The organism is Sphingobium sp. PAMC28499, assembly GCF_004795815.1.
Lineage (GTDB): Bacteria > Pseudomonadota > Alphaproteobacteria > Sphingomonadales > Sphingomonadaceae > Sphingobium > Sphingobium yanoikuyae.
In genome coordinates, this window is sequence record NZ_CP039248.1 from 861,323 (window position 1) to 879,550 (window position 18,228).

At 65.4% G+C, this 18,228-nt stretch carries 18 protein-coding genes; 12 read left to right on the top strand and 6 right to left on the bottom strand.

Going from position 1 to position 18,228, the window contains the following annotated elements; genetic code table 11:
• Positions 1-5: 5 nt before the first annotated feature.
• The 7 genes from sufC to E5554_RS22940 all read left to right on the top strand — a co-directional run bounded on the left by sufC (position 6) and on the right by E5554_RS22940 (position 4,613).
• Positions 6-752 carry a Fe-S cluster assembly ATPase SufC gene (gene sufC, locus E5554_RS04135; protein ID WP_136186028.1) on the top strand — a complete coding sequence of 249 codons (747 nt, stop codon included), beginning with the start codon at positions 6-8 and terminating at the stop codon, positions 750-752.
• Positions 749-1,501, top strand: coding sequence for a SufD family Fe-S cluster assembly protein (locus tag E5554_RS04140; protein ID WP_017500996.1), 753 nt, complete (start codon positions 749-751; stop codon positions 1,499-1,501). The genes sufC and E5554_RS04140 overlap by 4 nt, the downstream gene beginning before the upstream one ends.
• On the top strand, positions 1,498-2,718 hold the full coding sequence (locus E5554_RS04145) for a cysteine desulfurase (protein WP_136186029.1): 1,221 nt from the start codon (positions 1,498-1,500) through the stop codon (positions 2,716-2,718). The genes E5554_RS04140 and E5554_RS04145 overlap by 4 nt, the downstream gene beginning before the upstream one ends.
• Positions 2,715-3,176, top strand: a complete 462-nt coding sequence (locus E5554_RS04150; protein WP_010335502.1) for an SUF system Fe-S cluster assembly protein — start codon at positions 2,715-2,717, stop codon at positions 3,174-3,176. The genes E5554_RS04145 and E5554_RS04150 overlap by 4 nt, the downstream gene beginning before the upstream one ends.
• Entirely contained in the window at positions 3,176-3,538 is a 363-nt protein-coding gene (locus tag E5554_RS04155) for an iron-sulfur cluster assembly accessory protein (protein WP_017503694.1), read from the top strand. Before E5554_RS04150 ends, E5554_RS04155 begins: the two co-directional genes overlap by 1 nt.
• Before the next feature lie 23 nt (positions 3,539-3,561).
• Positions 3,562-4,377 (top strand): SDR family NAD(P)-dependent oxidoreductase, encoded by an 816-nt coding sequence (locus E5554_RS04160; RefSeq protein WP_136186030.1) that lies wholly within the window; start codon positions 3,562-3,564, stop codon positions 4,375-4,377.
• Between the two features lie 77 nt (positions 4,378-4,454).
• Positions 4,455-4,613 carry a hypothetical protein gene (locus E5554_RS22940; RefSeq protein ID WP_004209402.1) on the top strand — a complete coding sequence of 53 codons (159 nt, stop codon included), beginning with the start codon at positions 4,455-4,457 and terminating at the stop codon, positions 4,611-4,613.
• Positions 4,614-4,677: 64 nt separating this feature from the next.
• Here E5554_RS22940 and E5554_RS04165 read toward each other — a convergent pair whose 3' ends face one another.
• Both E5554_RS04165 and E5554_RS04170 read right to left on the bottom strand, forming a co-directional pair.
• On the bottom strand, positions 4,678-5,613 hold the full coding sequence (locus E5554_RS04165; RefSeq protein WP_247594372.1) for an EamA family transporter: 936 nt from the start codon (positions 5,611-5,613) through the stop codon (positions 4,678-4,680).
• Positions 5,603-6,628 (bottom strand): beta-eliminating lyase-related protein, encoded by a 1,026-nt coding sequence (locus tag E5554_RS04170; RefSeq protein WP_136186031.1) that lies wholly within the window; start codon positions 6,626-6,628, stop codon positions 5,603-5,605. The genes E5554_RS04165 and E5554_RS04170 overlap by 11 nt, the downstream gene beginning before the upstream one ends.
• A gap of 154 nt (positions 6,629-6,782) precedes the next feature.
• On the opposite strand from E5554_RS04170, the gene E5554_RS04175 reads away from it, so the two are divergent.
• Together E5554_RS04175 and E5554_RS04180 are read left to right on the top strand one after the other, a co-directional pair.
• Positions 6,783-7,874, top strand: a complete 1,092-nt coding sequence (locus E5554_RS04175) for a branched-chain amino acid aminotransferase (protein ID WP_004209406.1) — start codon at positions 6,783-6,785, stop codon at positions 7,872-7,874.
• Between the two features lie 125 nt (positions 7,875-7,999).
• The gene (locus E5554_RS04180) at positions 8,000-9,208 is read left to right on the top strand and encodes a UbiH/UbiF/VisC/COQ6 family ubiquinone biosynthesis hydroxylase (protein ID WP_136188247.1); all 1,209 of its coding nucleotides are present in this window, start codon (positions 8,000-8,002) and stop codon (positions 9,206-9,208) included.
• A gap of 33 nt (positions 9,209-9,241) precedes the next feature.
• Here the strand turns inward: E5554_RS04180 and E5554_RS04185 are convergent, their stop codons facing one another.
• Together E5554_RS04185 and acs are read right to left on the bottom strand one after the other, a co-directional pair.
• Positions 9,242-9,754 (bottom strand): cytochrome b, encoded by a 513-nt coding sequence (locus E5554_RS04185; RefSeq protein WP_136186032.1) that lies wholly within the window; start codon positions 9,752-9,754, stop codon positions 9,242-9,244.
• 118 nt (positions 9,755-9,872) lie between these two features.
• A complete protein-coding gene (gene acs, locus E5554_RS04190) occupies positions 9,873-11,816 on the bottom strand; it encodes an acetate--CoA ligase (protein ID WP_136186033.1) in 1,944 nt (647 codons plus the stop codon).
• Positions 11,817-11,968: 152 nt separating this feature from the next.
• Between acs and E5554_RS04195 the strand changes: the two genes are divergently transcribed.
• The gene (locus E5554_RS04195) at positions 11,969-12,640 is read left to right on the top strand and encodes a glutathione S-transferase family protein (protein ID WP_004209410.1); all 672 of its coding nucleotides are present in this window, start codon (positions 11,969-11,971) and stop codon (positions 12,638-12,640) included.
• A 21-nt stretch (positions 12,641-12,661) separates the two neighbouring features.
• Here the strand turns inward: E5554_RS04195 and E5554_RS04200 are convergent, their stop codons facing one another.
• Positions 12,662-13,819, bottom strand: a complete 1,158-nt coding sequence (locus tag E5554_RS04200) for a GGDEF domain-containing protein (protein ID WP_004209411.1) — start codon at positions 13,817-13,819, stop codon at positions 12,662-12,664.
• Positions 13,820-13,911: 92 nt separating this feature from the next.
• Complete coding sequence (locus tag E5554_RS04205) at positions 13,912-14,796, bottom strand: LysR substrate-binding domain-containing protein (protein ID WP_004209412.1); 885 nt, start codon at positions 14,794-14,796, stop codon at positions 13,912-13,914.
• 337 nt (positions 14,797-15,133) lie between these two features.
• Between E5554_RS04205 and E5554_RS04210 the strand changes: the two genes are divergently transcribed.
• Positions 15,134-17,422: a CDC48 family AAA ATPase gene (locus tag E5554_RS04210; protein ID WP_202600461.1), complete on the top strand. Its 2,289-nt coding sequence runs from the start codon at positions 15,134-15,136 to the stop codon at positions 17,420-17,422.
• Positions 17,423-17,562: 140 nt separating this feature from the next.
• Positions 17,563-18,210, top strand: a complete 648-nt coding sequence (locus tag E5554_RS04215) for a methyltransferase domain-containing protein (protein ID WP_010335491.1) — start codon at positions 17,563-17,565, stop codon at positions 18,208-18,210.
• The last annotated feature ends 18 nt before the right edge of the window (positions 18,211-18,228 follow it).

The following is an 18,228-nucleotide window of genomic DNA, read 5'->3' on the forward strand; positions in this document are numbered from 1 at the left end:
ACAAGATGCTGACGATCGACAATCTCACCAACGAAATCGACGGCAAGGCGATCCTCAAGGGACTCTCGCTCCAGATCAATGCGGGCGAAATCCACGCGATCATGGGGCCGAACGGCGCCGGCAAGTCGACGCTCGCCTACACGCTGGGCGGCCGCCCCAACTATGACGTGACCGGCGGCACCGCGACCTTCGAAGGCGAAGACCTGTTCGCCATGGACCCGCATGAGCGCGCCGCTGCCGGGCTCTTTCTGGGCTTCCAATATCCGGTCGAGATTCCTGGCGTCTCCAACCTGCAATTCCTGCGCGAAAGCCTCAATTCGCAGCGCCGCGCGCGCGGCGAGAAGGAACTGAACGGCGGCGAGTTCATCAAGCTGGCCAAGGAAAAGGCCGGCCTGCTCGGCCTCGACATGGAGATGCTCAAGCGTCCGGTGAATGTCGGCTTTTCCGGCGGTGAGAAGAAGCGCGCCGAAATGGTGCAGATGGGCATCCTCGATCCCAAGCTCGCCATCCTCGACGAAACCGACTCGGGCCTCGACATCGACGCGCTCAAGACCGTCGGCGCGGGCATCAATGCGATCATGCGCAAGCCTGACAAGGCGGTGCTGCTGATCACCCATTATCAGCGCCTGCTCGACTATGTGAAGCCGGACTTCGTCCATGTCCTGGCGGCCGGCCGGATCGTCAAGTCGGGCGGCCCCGAACTGGCGCTGCAGCTGGAAAGCGAAGGCTATTCCGAGGTGATCGCGGCGTGACCCTCCTCGCTCTCCCCACGCGCAAGGATGAAGCCTGGCGTTACAGCGATCTTGACGCACTTGCCGCCGTCTGGCCGGTGCCGGCCGCGACCCGGATCACGGTGGCGGAGGGCGAAAGCGCGCATGACCATCTGTTGCAGGATGCGGCCGATGGCGCGACCGCTGTGCATGACTATGTCATTGATATCGCTGACGGTGCCCGGTTCGATTTCCATCTGCTCAACATTGGCGGCAAGCTTGGACGTGTCACCTTCGCTGTCACGCTCGGCAAGGGCAGTCATTTCGAGCTGAACGGCGCGATCATCGGCGGTGGCGAGCAGACGCTGGAGATCATCACCAGCGTCACCCATGCCCAGCCCGACGCGACCAGCGGCCAGACCGTCCGCTCGATCCTGGGTAGCCATGCCACCGGCAATTATCTCGGCAGCATCAATGTCGCCCGCGATGCCCAGCGCACCGACGCTTTCCAGTCGATCAAGGCGATGCTGCTCGACCGCACCGCCACGGCCAACGCCAAGCCGGAACTGGAAATCTATGCCGACGACGTGAAATGCGCCCATGGTGCCACGGTCGGCGAGCTGGACAAGCAGGCGCTCTTCTACATGGCCTCGCGCGGCATGGACCCGGCCACCGCCAAGACATTGCTGCTCAAGGCCTTCGTCGCCGGCGTGTTCGACGATGTCGCGCAGGATGATCTGCGCGAACGATTCGAGGCGGCGGCGCTCGCCAAGCTGGGGACACTGGTATGACCGATCTCGCCCAAGGCCTGCGCCTGCGGGACGATTTCCCCGGCCTTTTGGATGGGAAGGGGGGCGACTGGCATTATCTCGACAGCGCCGCCACCGCGCAGAAGCCGACCGCCGTGATCGACGCGATCGCCCGTGCCTATGGCCCGGACTATGCCACCGTGCATCGCGGCGTCTATGAACGCTCGGCCAATATGACGCTCGCCTACGAGGCCGCCCGGCGCAAGGTCGCCGGCTTCATCGGCGCCGCGTCGGACAGCGAGATCGTCTATGTCCGCGGCGCGACCGAGGGCATCAATCTGGTCGCCCAATGCTGGGCCGGCACGCAGTTGAAGGCCGGCGACCGCATCCTGCTGTCGACCCTCGAACATCACAGCAATATCGTTCCCTGGCAGATCGTCGCCGAAAAGGTCGGCGCCCAGATCGACGTGGTGCCGCTGACGCAGGATGGCCGGATCGATCTCGACGCGATGCGCGCGATGATCACGCCGCAGCACCGCATGGTCGCGCTCGCCCATGTGTCGAACGTGCTCGGCAGCGTGCTCGATTGCCGCCGCGCGGCCGACATCGCCCATATGGTCGGCGCCAAGATTCTGATCGACGGTTGCCAGGCGGTCCCCCGCCTCGCCGTCGATGTGCAGGCGCTCGACTGCGATTTCTACGTCTTCTCCGCGCACAAGCTCTATGGCCCGACCGGCATCGGCGTGCTGTGGGGCCGCAAGGAACTGCTCGACTCCATGCCCCCCTATCAGGGCGGTGGGTCGATGATCGACAAGGTGACGTTCGAAAAGACCACCTATGCCCCCGCGCCGACCCGGTTCGAGGCGGGGACGCCGCATATCGTCGGCGTCGTCGGCCTGTCGGCGGCGATCGACTATGTGCAGGGCATCGGCCTCGACACCATCCACGCCCATGAATGCGCCATGGTGGCCAAGGCCCGCACCGCGATCAGCCAGATCAACAGCGTGCGCGTCTTTGGCCCCGAAGATTCGGCCGGTATCCTTTCTTTCGAGGTGGAGGGGGTGCATCCGCACGATGTCGGCACCATATTGGACGAAACGGGTGTCGCGATCCGCGCCGGCCATCATTGTGCCCAGCCGCTGATGCGGCATCTGGGCGTCGAGGCGACCGCACGGGCCAGTTTCGGCATCTACAGCGACGACAGCGACGTGGATGCGCTGGTCAAGGGTATCGAACGGGTAAGGAAGATCTTCGGATGACCGAGGAAAAGAAGTTCATGGTGGAAGAAGTGGACGCGGTGGAAACCCCGCCCAAGGCGCGCGTTGAAGAGGCGGAGGCCGCTCCGCGCCAGCGCGACTATCTCGACGGTTTCCTGGCGCAGAAGCCCAGCGAAGTCGCGGCCGGCGAGCCGGGCGGCGATCTCTATGATGGCATCATCGATGCGCTGAAGGAAATCTTCGACCCCGAAATCCCGGTCAACATCTATGACCTGGGCCTCATCTACGGCGTCGACGTCACCAGTGACGGCCATGCCGTCGTCACCATGACGCTGACCACGCCGCACTGCCCTGTCGCCGAATCCATGCCCGGCGAAGTCGAACTGCGCGTCGGCGCGGTGCCCGGCGTCGGCGATGTCGAGGTGAACCTGGTCTGGGATCCGCCATGGGATCCGGGCAAGATGTCGGACGAAGCCAAGCTCGAACTGGGAATGCTCTGATGACCGAGACGACCACCAAGACCCGCGCCCGCCCCGCCGCCGTCATGCTGACGCCCAGCGCCGAAGGCCGCATCGCAGAGCTGATGGCGCAGGCGCCTGAAGGCGCGATCGGGGTCAAGCTCTCGACCCCCAAGCGCGGGTGCTCGGGCCTTGCCTATTCGGTCGACTATGTCACCGAAGAGGCCAAGTTCGACGAGAAGATCGAAACCCCCGGCGGTGTCCTCTACATCGACGGTGCCTCGGTCCTCTATCTCATCGGCTCGACCATGAACTGGGTCGAGGATGATTTCACCGCCGGCTTCGTCTTCGCCAATCCCAATGCCAAGGGCAGCTGCGGCTGCGGCGAGAGCTTCACGGTCTGATACCAGTTCAGGGGAGGGCGCCGATGCTGCACATGCTGATCCTCGGCATGGGCTATAGCGCCTCCCGCCTCGCCGCCCGACTGCGGGCCGAGGGCTGGCAGGTGACGGGCGTCCGCCGCAGCGCCGATGCCCAGGCGATCGCCTTCGACGATGAACCCGCCGTCCGCGCCGCCATCGCCGGCGCCACCCATATCCTCTCCTCCGTCCCGCCCGAGGGCGAGGAGGATCCCGTCCTCACCCGCTATGGCACCGCGATCGCCGCCGCACCGGCGCTCTGGGTCGGCTATCTCTCCTCGACCGGCGTTTATGGCGATGCGGCCGGCGCCTGGGTCGACGAGGCAAGCCCTGTGGGGCAGGGGCGCCGCACCGCCCGCGCCCGCGCCGATCTCGACTGGGGCGCCTTGCGGCCCGATGTCCGCCGCTTCCGCCTGCCGGGCATCTATGGTCCCGGCCGCTCGGCGCTCGATCGTGTCCGGGCCGGCAAGGCGCATCGCATCGCCCTGCCCGGACAGGTGTTCAGCCGCGTCCATGTCGACGATATCGTCGGCGGCATCATCGCCGCCTTCGACGGCCCGCCCGGCGCCTATAATCTGGCCGACGACCGGCCCTGCGCCCAGAATGATGTGATCGCGACCGCCTGCGAACTGCTGGGCCAGCCGCTGCCGCCGCTGCTGTCGCTGGAACAGGCCGACCTCTCGCCCCAGGCGCTGGCCTTCTATGCCGAAAACCGCCGCGTCGCCACTGGCCGGGCGCGTCGGCTGCTCAGCTGGAAACCTCTTTACCCCACCCATGTCGAAGGTCTAAGGGCCTGTCTTGTGGAAGAAAATCAGCCTTGCTGATCGGTTCGTCGCATGGTTTACGCCCCGTTAACCAGCGTGCGCCGAAAGCGGGATTACCGCATCAACAAGGGTGTGTCATGACCAGCATCGACAAGACTGTTTCCACGCTCGGTGACCGCATCAACGCCATGTCCGTGCCCGATCGCGCGGCCCCCGCGCCGGAATCGCTCAGCAGCCTGATCGCCCGCCTCAACATGGCCAAGCTGCGCTACCAGCCCGGCGGCGTCAGGCTCTAGAATCATAGAATAGAGCCTGATTCACGCCATCGGTGAAAGCGCGAAGCGCTTCCACCTCAGGCGATCAGGCTCTGGTCTTGGCCCGCAGCGCGATCACCATCCCGGCGATCGCCAGCAGCGCGCCCGGCACGGCCAGCCCGCTCCAGCGATAGCCCTCCACCACCGTGGAGATCAGCATCGCGATTACCGGGATCAGTACGCTGGTATAGGCGGCCCGACCCGCGCCCATGCGCTGGATCAGCCCGAAATAGAGCGGGAAGGTGACGACCGATCCCGCCAGCGCCAGCCAGCCTATGCCCAGCAGATAGCCGATCCGCGGCTCGATCACCGGCGGCCCGGTGGTGATCCAGGCAAAGGCGGCGTCGATCCCGGCGCCGATCAGCATCGCCCAGGCCAGCACCGCGATCATCGGCAGGCGGCGGGCGATGTCCATGCCCTGCATCACGATGGCGGTCGATGCGCTCATCAGCCCGGCACAGGCAAAGGCCGCGCCCAGCACCACCTTGTCCGGGTCGATCCCGGCAAAGCGATATTCATGCGCCAGCATCATGGCGATGCCCGCCGTCGCGATCACCGACCCGCCGATGAAGGCCCGGCTGACCGGCTGGCGATGGAAGATCCAGGCCAGGATGCTGTTGGGGATCAGCAGCATCGCATAGACCACCGCCACCACGCCCGACGTCAGATAGACTTCGGCGCGATAGACGAAGTTGAAATTGAGCACGAACTGCGCCGTGCCGAGCAATGCGGCAAAGACCAGCCCGCTCCGCCCGATATTGAGCGACACGCCGCGCATTCGCGCGAACGCGGCCATCGCAAGGCCCGCCAGCAGGAAGCGATAACAGACCGACCAGCTGGCCGGCACGCTGCCCAGCTGGTCGCGGATGACGATCCAGGTCGAACTCCAGATCAGCGTGACGAGGATGAAGGGCAGGGCGATGCCGCCCCGCTCCATCCCGCCCCGCTCCATCCCGCGCCGTGCCCTGTCGTCAGGCGTCATGATGCCCCAAGGCCCGGATCGCGTGGGCCAGCGGCGCGACGCTCTGCGCATCCTGGGTCCAGTTGGTCACCAGCCGCGCTGCACCCTCGCCCCAGTCATAAAAGTCGAAGCCCTGCGCGCGCAGCGTTGCCGCTTCCGCCGGGGTCAGCCAGACGAACAGCTCATTGGCCTCCACCGGATGCATCAGCCGTCCGGCCGCGGCCTGCGCCAGCGCCTGCGCCGCGCCATTGGCGGCGCGGGCATTGTCCAGCCACAGTCCGTCCTCGATCATCGCCAATATCTGCGCGGCAAGGTAGCGCCCCTTGGAAAAGAGATGGCCCGCCCGCTTGCGCCAGCGCGCCGCTTCTGCCGCCCGCGCTTCGCGCTCGGGGCCGAAGAACAAGAGCGCCTCGCCCACCATGCCGCCATTCTTGACGCAGCCGAAGGAGAGGATGTCGATCCCCGCCCGCCAGGTGACATCAGCGGGCGCGCAGCCCAGATGCGCCACCGCATTGGCAAAGCGCGCGCCGTCCATGTGGAAGCCCAGCCCATGGGCCTTGGCGATCTCGCCCAGAGCCGCGACTTCGTCCGGCGTATAGACCATGCCATATTCGGTCGCATTGGTGATGCTGATCGCCCGCGCCGGCACCTGATGCACGTCGGGGCGGATCGCCTTCAGCCGCGCCGCCACGACATCGGGCAACAGCTTGGCGCCGACGCCCGGCAGCGCCATCAGGCTGGCGCCATGGGTGTAGAAGCCCGGCGCGCCGCATTCGTCGACGACGATATGCGCTTCCTCATGGCAGATCACCCCGCCATAGGGCGGGCACAGGCAGGCGAGCGCGATGCTGTTGGCCGCCGTGCCGGTGGCGATCCATTGTGCCTTCACCGGCGTTTCGAACAGGTCGGAAAAGGCGCCGTCCAGCCGCGCGCTCCACGCGTCGCCGTCATAGCCATGGTCGGCATGGTCCGCGCCGGCGATGGCGGCCATCACCTGAGGGCAGATCGGGGTGGCATTGTCCGAAAAGAAGTGCATGGCGCATGCGATACAGGGCGCGCGCTGGGACGGGAAGAGGCCAGCGACAGCGCCTTGGCTCTTTATTCCAAAATTGGTCAGTATATATGACCAATTGTTTCGCGGGGCCGGATGTGACATAGGCGCCCCCGTCCAACGCATAAGGAGACTCACCATGGACGTCGAACAGAAGTCGCGCTTTACCGTTACCCCCAGCAGCAAGGCTGTGGCGGCGGACGCGCGCGCGGTACTTCTGGAGGATCCGGGCTTCGGCCGGCTCTTCACCGACCATATGGTCACCATCCGCTATACCGAGGGGCAGGGCTGGCACAGCCACAGCGTCGGTCCGCGCGAGCCGTTCCAGCTCGATCCGGCCTGCGCCGTGCTCCATTATGCCCAGGAAATCTTCGAAGGGATGAAGGCCTATCGCCTGGCCGACGGCAGCGTCGCCATGTTCCGGCCGGAGGAAAATGCACGCCGCTTCGCCGAGTCCGCCGAACGCATGGCGATGCCGGCGATCCCGGAAGACATGTTCCTCGAAGCGGTCGAGCAGCTGGTGAAGATTGATGCGGACTGGATCCCGTCGGGTGAGGGCAGCCTCTATCTGCGCCCCTTCCTGTTCGCCAGCGAAGCCTTCCTGGGTGTGCGCCCGTCGAACGAATATATTTTCTGCGTCATCGCCTCGCCCGCCGGCGCCTATTTCAAGGGCGGCAAGAAGGCCGTGACCCTGTGGGTGTCGGAACATTATACCCGCGCCGCGCGCGGCGGCACCGGCGCGGCCAAGTGCGGCGGCAACTACGCCGCGTCGCTGGTCGCGCAGAAGGAAGCGATCAAGCATGGTTGCGACCAGGTCGTCTTCCTCGACGCCGCCGAAAATAAGTGGGTCGAGGAACTGGGCGGCATGAACGTCTTCTTCGTCATGGATGACGGTTCGATCGTCACCCCGCCGCTGACCGGCACCATCCTGCCCGGCATCACCCGCAACTCGATCATCAGCCTCGCCCGCGCCAAGGGGCATGAGGTGCGCGAGGAGCCATACAGCTTCGCCCAGTGGCGTGCCGACGCCGCCAGCGGCAAGCTGCGCGAGGCATTCGCCTGCGGCACCGCTGCCGTCGTCACGGCGATTGGCACGGTCAAGAGCACCGACGGCGATTTCACCGTCGGCAATGGCGATGGCGGCCTGGTCACCGAAAGCCTGCGCGCCGAACTGACCGGCATCCAGCGCGGCAGCGTGGCCGATCCGGCCGGCTGGGTCCGCACGCTCTGATTTAGAGCCGGTGCCGATGCGCCGTAGGCGCAAAAAGACTCTGAGACAATTTGTCGCCCCCGCTTTCACCCCGAAAGCGGGGGCGATGCTTTTCAAAGCGCTCGCAAGCGCCTAGACAGATGCCCATGCAACGCTTCGACGTCGTCATTCTTGGCGGGGGCCTGGTTGGCCTCACCCTGGGCATCGCTCTTTCGCGCCATGGCGTGCAATGCGCCGTGATCGATCCGGCCGATCCCGTGCAGGCCACGGCCGCCGGTTTCGACGGCCGCGTCTCGGCGATCAGCTCGACCAGCCATGCCATGCTCCAGGCGATCGGCGTCGGCGCGCATCTGGAAGGCAAGGGCTGCCCGATCGACCGTATCTGGGTCAGCGACGGGCTGGAGCCGGGCGCGCTCGACTTCGTGCCCGACGCCGATGATGGCGTAATGGGGACGATGTTCCCCAATCGCGACCTGCGCGTCGCACTGGCACAGACCGCGGCCGAGGTCGAAAACCTCACCATCTTCCAGCCCGATCGTGCCGTCCATGTCGATCGCAATGCCGATGGCGTCACCCTGACGCTGCAGAACGGCGCGACGATCCACGGCGCATTGCTGGTCGCGGCGGAAGGGCGCAACAGCCCCACGCGCGAGGCGGCGGGCATCAACACCACCCGATGGCAATATAAGCACACCGCCATGGTCACCGCGATCGACCATGAGGTGCCGCACGCCAACACTGCCTATGAAATCTTCTATGTCGGCGGCCCGCTCGCGCTGCTGCCGATGCTGCCGGGCACCCGATCCGCCGTGGTGTGGACCCTGCCCACCGATCAGGCGCCGGCGATGCTCAAGCTGTCGGAACGCGCCTGGCTCGCCGAAATGCAGAAGCGCATCGGCGGCTTCCTGGGCGAGATCAGCCTGGCCGGCCCGCGCTCCTCCTATCCGCTCGGCTTCCATCATGCCGCGCGCATCACCGACACCCGCCTCGCGCTGGTCGGCGACAGCGCCCATGCCATCCACCCGATCGCCGGACAGGGCCTCAATCTCGGCTTCCGCGATGTGGCGGCGCTGGTCGAAGTCTTGGTCGAAGGCATGCGCCTCGGCCTCGATCCGGGCGATGCGCAGCTGCTTGCCCGCTATCAGCGCTGGCGCGGCCTCGACACGATGATGACCAGCGTCGCGATGGATGGCTTGGTCCGCCTGTTCGACATTCCCGGCAAGCTGCCCTCGCTGGTCCGCCGCGCCGGTCTTGCCGCCGTGCAGCGCACCAGCCTGCTCAAGAACCGCTTCATGGCCGAAGCCCGCGGCCAGTCCGGCGCCCTCCCGCGCCTGCTCGCCGGCGAGATGGTGTAATATTCCTCCCCGTGCCGGGGAGGAATGGGTCAATCACAGCATCCGCCGCAATACCCCGTCCTTCAGCATGAAATGGTGGCGCAGCGCCGCCAATATGTGGACGATGATGAGCGCGCTCCACAGCCAGGGGATCAGCTCGTGCGCCTCGTGCGATATGCCGACGATCGCATCGCCCTTGGCCACGCCGAATTTCGGCACGTCGAACAGGAAGAACCAGTTCAAGGGCCGCTCGCCCGCCGACGACATGATCCAGCCGGACAGCGGCACGATCAGCATGAAGGCGTAGAAGGCGAAATGGGTGAGGTTGGCGGCCAGCTTCTCCCAGCCCGGCATCGCGGACGGCAGCGCCGGCGGCTTGTGCCCCAGCCGCCAGACGATGCGCAGGATCGTCAATGCCAATACGGTCAGACCGATCGACTTGTGGACCGGCATCACCTTCCATTCCTTGGGCAGGCTGTCATGGGCAAAGCCCAGCCACAGATTGACCAGGATCAGGATCGCGATGATCCAGTGCAACAGGCGGGCGACGGACGTGTAACGGGCCATGGGCTGCTCCTTTTACGGAAGTCTCGCCTGGGCCCTGCGCGCGCTACCCCGCCCGCACGGCCCAGCTATGTCGAAAGGATACGCACGGGCACGATAAGTTCCTTATCCGGCGTGTCTTTTATCCCTGACGATTGGCGACCAGATTATCCACAACCGACGGATCGGCAAGTGTACTAACGTCCCCCAGCGCCTGCGCCGACACTTCGCCCTCGGCGATCTTGCGCAATATGCGGCGCATGATCTTGCCCGAACGGGTCTTGGGCAGGCCGGGCGCGAACTGGATCGCATCGGGGGTGGCGATCGGGCCGATTTCGGTCCGCACCCATTTCACCAGATCCTTGCGCAGGTCCTCGCTCGGTTCCTCGTTCGCGTTCAGCGTGACATAGGCATAGATGCCCTGGCCCTTGATGTCGTGCGGGAAGCCGACCACCGCAGCTTCTGCGACGCTTTCATGCAGCACCAGCGCGCTCTCGACCTCGGCCGTGCCCATGCGGTGGCCGGACACGTTGATGACGTCGTCGACCCGGCCGGTAATCCAGTAATAGCCGTCGGCGTCGCGCCGTGCGCCGTCGCCGGTGGTATATTTGCCGGGGAAGGTGGTGAAATAGGTCTGGAAGAAGCGGTCATGGTCGCCCCACACCGTGCGCATCTGGCCCGGCCAGCTGCCCGCGATCACCAGATTGCCTTCGGTCGCGCCCTCCTGCACCGCGCCGTCGCCATCCAATATCTGGGGAATGACACCGGGCATCGGCAGGGTCGCGCTGCCGGGCTTCAGGTCGGTGGCGCCAGGCATCGGCGCGATCATCGCGCCGCCGGTCTCGGTCTGCCACCAGGTGTCGATGATCGGGCAGCGGCCTTCGCCGATCACGCCATGATACCAGCGCCAGGCTTCCGGGTTGATCGGTTCGCCGACCGTGCCCAGCACGCGCAGCGAGGCGCGGCTGGTCGAATGCACATAATCGTCGCCCTCCTTCATCAGCGCGCGCAGCGCCGTGGGCGCGGTGAAGATGGTGTGGACCTGATGCTTGTCGACCACTTCCCAGATGCGCGCCGGGGTCGGCCAGTTGGGCACGCCCTCATACATCAGGGTCGTCGCGCCGTTCGCCAGCGGGCCGTAGACGATATAGCTGTGGCCCGTGACCCAGCCGATGTCGGCGGCGCACCACCAGATGTCGCCGGGCCGATAGTCGAAGCACAGTTCATGCGTCAGGCTGGCCCACAGCAGATAGCCGCCGCTCGTATGCAGCACGCCCTTGGGCTTGCCGGTCGAGCCGGAGGTGTAGAGGATGAACAGCGGGTCTTCCGCATTCATCGGTTCGGGCGGGCAGTCGGCCGATACCTGCGCCGCTGCCTCATGCAGCCAGATGTCGCGCCCCTCCTGCATCTGCACCGCGCCGCCGGTCGCCTGCACGACGACCACCTTGTTGACGCAGGGCGCCTCGGCCAGCGCGGCGTCGACATTGGCCTTGAGCGGCACGGTCTTGCCCGCGCGGCGCCCTTCGTCGGCGGTGATGACGATGGTCGAATCGCAATCGACCAGACGTCCGGCCAGCGCCTCGGGCGAAAAGCCGCCGAACACCACGCTGTGGATCGCGCCGATCCGCGCGCAGGCGAGCAGGGCGAAGGCCGCCTCGGGGATCATCGGCATATAGACGGTGATCCGGTCGCCCTTTCGCGCGCCCGCGTCCTTTAGCACATTGGCAAGGCGGCAGACTTCCTCATGCACCTGCTTGTAGGTGTAGCGGCGCACATCGGCGTCCGGGCTGTCGGGTTCCCAGATGATCGCGACCTGGTCGCCGCGCTCGGCCAGATGCCGGTCGATGCAGTTGGCGCTGACGTTCAGTTCACCGTCGGCGAACCATTTCACGCCGAAATCCGCCTCGTGGAAGCTGCTTTCATCGGCCTTGGTCGGCGGCGTGATCCAGTCCAGCCGCTGCGCCCGCTCCAGCCAATAGGCGTCGGCGTCCTCGATCGAGCGTGCATAATCGGCCGCGCGGCCTTCCCGGTCCAACAGGGCCTGGGCGGCCCATTGGGAGGGAACCGGGAAGAAATCGTCAGACATCCAGCTATCCTTTCCTGTGCGCTAAATTCCATGCGCTTGCAGCAGGTTGTAGGAGGCGCGCAGCACGACTTAAAGGGGCGATGCGCGTTTCGCCGCGTTTCTGTGTTTTTGCGCCTTTCCCGGCGCGCGGCCCCGGCCTAACAGAAGATCATATGTGGCAACTTTTCCAATTCCCGCTCTGTCCCTTCTCCCGCAAGGTTCGTCTGCTGCTTGGCGAGAAAGGCATCGGCTATGATCTGGTGCGCGAATCTCCCTGGGAAATGCGTGACGAGTTTCTGGATCTCAATCCGGCCGGCACCACCCCGGTGGTCGTCGATCAGGAAAAGGGCGTCACGCTGATCGACAGCCAGGCGATCTGCGAATATTTCGAGGAAACGGTCGAAAAATTCCCGCTCATTTCCGGCACGGCCGCAGGCCGGGCGGAAGTGCGGCGCCTGACCGCCTTCTTCGACCAGAATTTCTATGGCGATGTCGTCGGCCCGCTGCTGCATGAGCGGATGAAGAAGCGGCTGATCGAGCGCGTCTCGCCCGATGCCCGCGTCCTGCGCGAAGCGATGCGCCGGGCCAACGTCCATATGGACTATATGGATTATCTGCTCGACCATCGCAGCTGGATGGCCGGCGGCACGCTCAGCCTTGCCGATATCGCGGCGGCGGCACATCTGTCGGTGGCGGATTATCTGGGCGGCATCGACTGGGCCGGGCATGAGCCGGTCAAGCGCTGGTATGCCGGCTTCAAGTCACGCCCCTCCTTCCGTCCGCTCCTGTCCGAACGGATGGAAGTCATCACCCCGCCGACCCATTATGAAAAGCCGGATTTCTAAAGGGCACGGGCACGAAGCGGCCTAGTCTGCCTCGGCTGCGAGATAGACCCGGTTGCGGCCATGTTCCTTGGCCAGGTAGAGCGCCCGGTCGGCGGCCTTCAGCGCCGCGCGCGGGTCGTCATAGGCCAGGACATTGGCGACGCCGGCGGAAAAGCTCACCCGCTCCATCCGCTCGCCATTGGTGCGGTTGACCAGGCTGCGATTGGCCAGATCCTCGCGCACCGCGTCGACCGCCTCACAGGTCTCGGCCGCCGTCTTGCCGCGAAACAGCATGACGAACTCCTCGCCGCCATGGCGAGCGACATGGCAGCGGTCATCGGACGCCTTGGCCAGCAGCCCCGCGACGAATTTCAGCACCCGGTCGCCGGTCTCATGGCCATGGGTATCGTTGACCAGCTTGAAATGGTCGATGTCGCAGAAGGCGACCGACAATTGCTCGTCGCCTTCCTTCGCCAGCTTCAACTCCTCGCGCAGCACGCCCTCGAAGGCACGGCGATTGGGCAGGCCGGTCAGATGGTCATGCTCGGCGGCGCGACGGGCTGTCTCCAGGCTCGATTTCAGCGCCTGGGTCTGCTTCTGGTTCTCGCGCAGCTGGGTTTCGACCTGGCGGGTCTTTTCCACCATCGACCGGGTCAGGCTGACCAGCCGTGCCAGGATCGGCTCATTGTCGGCGCCGGCGGCCAGGCCCTTGGCCTGTTCCTGCAATGCCGCGCCATAATCCTTGGCCGAATTGCGGGATTCGGTCATCAGTCCGGTGAATTCGTCCAGATTTTCCTCGACCTTGTCGAGCATGGAGGCGAGCGCGTCGGGCGTCACCTCGTCCGCGCGCTGGCTGGCGGCCAGCGATTCCATCCAGGCGTTGCTGATCTTGCCGCGCTCCATCAGCACTGCCTGAACCGCCTTTTCCACGCCGATGCTGGCGCCGGTCAGATAGTCGAGCGCAACGCCGAAATTGAGCGGCGTCAGGTCCAGATCATGGGCGAACAGAAATTCGCCGATCTCCTCATAGAGGCGACGACGGCGATTAATCTCGCGGCTGGCCGCACTGCCGGCGCGCGCGCGCGGTTCGCTCTCCACCTGCGGCTCGTCCGGCTTGCCGGACAGGCCACGGGCCCAGCGGGAAAGGCGGTCGGTCAGCCCATGGTGCGAGCCGGCGGTGGATGTGGATGCCCCAGTCATGCCGCTTATAACGGAGGCGCCCGATCAAGGTTAAGGGGGCGCTCGGCAAAAGTGGCAGGGATTTCAATCCATGCCGCTTTTTCTACGCAGATTCAGATATTTGCCGCCACCAGCCAGTCGCGGAAGATGCGCACGGACCGGGTCTGCAACGCGCGCGGGCGACAGACGAAATAATAGCGATAGGGGCTGTCGCAGCGTATATTGGGGAACAGCCGGATCAGCCGGGGGTCGCCCGACTGTTCGAAATGGCTGGCATGCATGACCGCCACGCCCAGTCCCTGCGCGGCGGCTTCCAGCATCAGCTGGCCGGAATCATAATTGTCGATCGCCAGCGGCTGCAGGTCGGGAATGCCAGCCACGTCCTTCCACGCGTCGAAGGAAAGGGCCATGTCGCGATGCAGCAGGATCGTCTGTTGCGCCAGTTCGCTGGGCGACGCCAGCGCATTGGGGCCTTCCACCATTTCGCGCCGGCCGATCAGATAGACCTGCTCATGGTCCAGCTCATAGGCATAGAGCGCCGGGTCGATATCCTTGCTGGCCAGCACGATCGCCGCATCCAGCCCTTCGCCAAGCCGCGCGACCGCATGGGGCGTCGTCTCGATGTCGATATGCAGCTGCGGGTGCTGCTGGCGCAGCCGGCCCAGATGCGGGAACAGCCGCTGCGTCGCGAACAGCGGCATCACCGCCAGGCGCAGGCGCAACTGGTTGCCGCCGCTCTGGATATTCTCCAGCGCCTGGCTGAGCGAATCCAGCGCCGGGGCGATGTCGTCCAGCAGCCGCTGGCCTTCGGAATTGATCTCCAGCGCCTGATGCTTGCGGTCGAACAGCGGGCGTCCGATGAACCGCTCCAGCGCCTGGACGCGGCGGCTGAGTGCCGGCGTCGACAGGGCGAGTTCCTCGGCAGCCGCCTTGACCGAGCCAAGGCGGGCAACCTGAACAAAGGCCTCCAGGGCCGTAAGAGGCGGCAATCTGCGCATAATCGTCAAATTCTATAAGCCGGTCCGCTGCGTCGCATCATCTGTCATTATCGAACGGCGCGCTTCCCCGGTTCAAGCATCCTGACCTGCAATGAGCAGGAAAACGCGGCAAATGGCAAGATGCAAAAATTGCAACCACCCGATTCTTTTCGCACTTGCAAAATTACCTGCTGCAGCGCACATAGGAAAGGCCTTTCAGGCATCCTCTCCTATAAACTTTCCGGGCTGGCGCTTGCGCTAGCCCTTTTTTTGTTCCGGGCATAACGAAGCACGGCCCCTTTCCCTCACCCCCGGCGTTACCTATCTTCGTTTCGCAACCAAAAGGACGGGGATGACCATGGCCGATCAGGACAGCAGCGGACGCAGGATTCAGGTCGCCAATGCGCGGCCGGAGGATGCCGGGCGCGGTTTGGCGCGGCTTCCGCTGACGGTAATGGCCGAATTGCAACTGGCCGAAGGCGATGTTGTCGAGATTGTCGGCAAGCGATCGACTCCGGCGCGGGTGGTGCGCCCCTATAAGGAAGATGAAGGTCTGGACGTGCTGCGCCTGGATGGTTTGCAGCGCGCCAATGCCGGCGTCGGCTCGGGCGACTTCGTCCAGCTACGCAAGATCGATCCGCGTCCGGCCCAGCGCGTCGTGTTCGCGCCTGCACAAAATAATCTCCGTCTCCAGGGTAATCCCGATGCGTTGAAGCGGGTTTTCTTTCAACGCCCCCTCGTCGCGGGCGATGTCGTCGCCACCGCCGGCCAGCAACAGGTGCCGCCCGGCGACATGCCACCCCATCTGCGCCAGATGCTGGCGGCGCCGGCTTATGCGCTCCAGGAAATCCGCCTGATCGTGGTGTCGACCGTGCCCAAGGGCATCGTCCATATCGATGCCGAGACCGAGGTGGAGCTGCGCGCCGAATATGAGGAGCCGCGCGAATCCCGCCGTGCCGATGTCACCTATGACGATGTCGGCGGCATGGCCGAAACGATCGACCAACTGCGCGAGATGGTCGAATTGCCACTGCGCTACCCCGAATTGTTCGAGCGACTGGGCGTCGATCCGCCCAAGGGGGTGATGCTCCATGGCCCGCCGGGCACCGGCAAGACCCGGCTGGCCCGCGCCGTCGCCAATGAATCGGAAGCCGAATTCTTCCTCATCAACGGGCCCGAGATCATGGGTTCGGCCTATGGCGAGTCGGAAAAGAAGCTGCGCGACATTTTCGAGGAAGCGGCCAAGGCGGCACCCTCCATCCTCTTCATCGACGAGATCGACTCGATCGCGCCCAAGCGCGGCCAGGTCACCGGCGAGACGGAAAAGCGCCTCGTCGCCCAGCTTCTCACCCTGATGGACGGGCTGGAGCCGCGCACCAATCTGGTCGTCATCGCCGCCACCAACCGGCCCGAGGCGATCGACGAGGCGCTGCGCCGTCCCGGCCGGTTCGACCGCGAAATCGTCGTCGGCGTCCCCGACGAACGCGGCCGGCGCGAGATATTGGGCATCCACACCCGCGGCATGCCGCTGGGCGACCGGGTCGACCTCGCCGAACTGGCGCGCATGACCTATGGCTTTGTCGGTGCCGATCTCGCCGCGCTGACCCGCGAGGCCGCGATCGAGACGGTGCGCCGGCTGATGCCGCGCCTCAATCTGGAGGAAGGCACGATCCCGCCCGACGTGCTGGAGGATCTGTCCGTCACGCGGGAGGATTTCCTCTCGGCGATCAAGCGGGTCCAGCCCTCGGCCATGCGTGAGGTGATGGTGCAGGCGCCCAATATCGGCTGGGCCGACATTGGCGGGCTGGACGATGCGCAGATGCGGCTCAAGGAAGGGGTGGAACTGCCGCTCAAGGATCCCGACGCTTTCCGGCGCCTGGGCATCCGCCCGGCCAAGGGCTTCCTCCTCTATGGCCCGCCGGGCACCGGCAAGACATTGCTGGCCAAGGCGGTCGCGCGCGAGGCGCAGGCCAATTTCATCGCCACCAAATCGAGCGACCTCCTGTCCAAATGGTATGGCGAGAGCGAGCAGCAGATCGCCCGCCTGTTCGCCCGCGCGCGTCAGGTGGCGCCGACCGTCATCTTCATCGACGAACTGGACAGCCTGGTTCCCGCCCGTGGCGGTGGCCTTGGCGAACCGGCGGTGACGGAACGGGTGGTCAACACCATCCTTGCCGAAATGGACGGGCTGGAGGAATTGCAGTCGGTGGTCGTCATCGGCGCCACCAACCGGCCGACTTTGGTCGATCCGGCGCTGCTGCGCCCCGGCCGCTTCGACGAACTCATCTATGTGCCGGTGCCCGACCAGGCCGGGCGCAAGCGCATCCTGGCGATCCACACCAAGAAGATGCCGCTGGCGTCCGACGTCGATCTGGATCAGCTGGCGGCCCGGACGGAGCGGTTCACCGGCGCGGACCTGGAGGATCTGTCCCGCCGGGCGGGCCTCATCGCGCTGCGCCAGTCGCTGCAGGTCGAAGCCGTCACCATGGCCCATTTCGAGGCGGCGCTGGAAGAAACCCGCGCCTCTGTGACGCCGGAAATGGAGCGGGAATATGAGCAGATCCAGGCGACGCTGAAACAGAGCGCGATGCAGGTCGATCCGATCGGCTTCATCGCGCCCGGCATGCTGCGCGCCCGCGAACGCTGATGGACTTGGGATAAGCGCGCGGCCGACGGTGGGTGAACCCATCGCCTGGCCGCGCGTTCTATCTCGTGGCGCGCAAAGCCGCTTGCCAGCGGACATCAATTTTGCGAGGCCGATTCTGTTAGTCAGTCAGGCGGATTTTGATGGCCTCCCTACCGTTCAAAGACAAGAAGACCAGGATTTCGACGCGCGGTGGCAGCCGCTCCTTCCGCAGCCAGTGGGCCATGTTCTTCCGCCAGTTCATGAAGCATCCCGGCATGATCGGTTCGGTCATCCCCTCCTCGTCGCAACTGGTCGCGCGCTCGCTGGACGGCGTCGACTGGGCACGGACCCGCCTGTTCGTCGAATATGGGCCGGGTGTCGGCACCTTCACCCAGGCCATTCTCGATCGCATGCACCCCGACGCGATCCTGCTGGCGATCGACCTCAATCTCGATTTCGTCGCCTATCTGGAGGATGCGATCGACGATCCGCGCCTGCGCGTCGTCCATGGCTCGGCCGCCGACGTGCGCCGCTTCGTCAAGGAAGCGGGCTATCAGAAGGCGGATTACGTCCTTTCGGGCCTGCCCTTTTCCACCCTGCCGGCGGGCGTGGGCGAAACCATCTGCGAAGAGACGCGCGCCGTGCTGCGGCCGGGTGGCAGCTTCATCATCTACCAATATTCGCGCTATGTCCGCCGCCTGATCGACCCGCTGTTCGGCCAGGTCAGCGACGAACTGGAATGGCGCAACATCCCGCCCTGTCGCCTGTTTCGCGCGGCCAAGGACGAGGCGCTGGCCCAGGCGGCCTGATCTTTCCTGATCTGCATC

Excerpts from the sequence above, each read along its gene's own strand:
- sufC (WP_136186028.1), top strand. The coding sequence starts at position 6 with ATGCTGACGATCGACAATCTCACCAACGAAATCGACGGCAAGGCGATC.
- E5554_RS04145 (WP_136186029.1), top strand. The coding sequence starts at position 1,498 with ATGACCGATCTCGCCCAAGGCCTGCGCCTGCGGGACGATTTCCCCGGC.
- E5554_RS04150 (WP_010335502.1), top strand. The coding sequence starts at position 2,715 with ATGACCGAGGAAAAGAAGTTCATGGTGGAAGAAGTGGACGCGGTGGAA.
- E5554_RS04155 (WP_017503694.1), top strand. The coding sequence starts at position 3,176 with ATGACCGAGACGACCACCAAGACCCGCGCCCGCCCCGCCGCCGTCATG.
- E5554_RS04160 (WP_136186030.1), top strand. The coding sequence starts at position 3,562 with ATGCTGCACATGCTGATCCTCGGCATGGGCTATAGCGCCTCCCGCCTC.
- E5554_RS22940 (WP_004209402.1), top strand. The coding sequence starts at position 4,455 with ATGACCAGCATCGACAAGACTGTTTCCACGCTCGGTGACCGCATCAAC.
- E5554_RS04165 (WP_247594372.1), bottom strand. The coding sequence starts at position 5,613 with ATGACGCCTGACGACAGGGCACGGCGCGGGATGGAGCGGGGCGGGATG.
- E5554_RS04170 (WP_136186031.1), bottom strand. The coding sequence starts at position 6,628 with ATGCACTTCTTTTCGGACAATGCCACCCCGATCTGCCCTCAGGTGATG.
- E5554_RS04175 (WP_004209406.1), top strand. The coding sequence starts at position 6,783 with ATGGACGTCGAACAGAAGTCGCGCTTTACCGTTACCCCCAGCAGCAAG.
- E5554_RS04180 (WP_136188247.1), top strand. The coding sequence starts at position 8,000 with ATGCAACGCTTCGACGTCGTCATTCTTGGCGGGGGCCTGGTTGGCCTC.
- E5554_RS04185 (WP_136186032.1), bottom strand. The coding sequence starts at position 9,754 with ATGGCCCGTTACACGTCCGTCGCCCGCCTGTTGCACTGGATCATCGCG.
- acs (WP_136186033.1), bottom strand. The coding sequence starts at position 11,816 with ATGTCTGACGATTTCTTCCCGGTTCCCTCCCAATGGGCCGCCCAGGCC.
- E5554_RS04195 (WP_004209410.1), top strand. The coding sequence starts at position 11,969 with ATGTGGCAACTTTTCCAATTCCCGCTCTGTCCCTTCTCCCGCAAGGTT.
- E5554_RS04200 (WP_004209411.1), bottom strand. The coding sequence starts at position 13,819 with ATGACTGGGGCATCCACATCCACCGCCGGCTCGCACCATGGGCTGACC.
- E5554_RS04205 (WP_004209412.1), bottom strand. The coding sequence starts at position 14,796 with ATGCGCAGATTGCCGCCTCTTACGGCCCTGGAGGCCTTTGTTCAGGTT.
- E5554_RS04210 (WP_202600461.1), top strand. The coding sequence starts at position 15,134 with ATGGCCGATCAGGACAGCAGCGGACGCAGGATTCAGGTCGCCAATGCG.
- E5554_RS04215 (WP_010335491.1), top strand. The coding sequence starts at position 17,563 with ATGGCCTCCCTACCGTTCAAAGACAAGAAGACCAGGATTTCGACGCGC.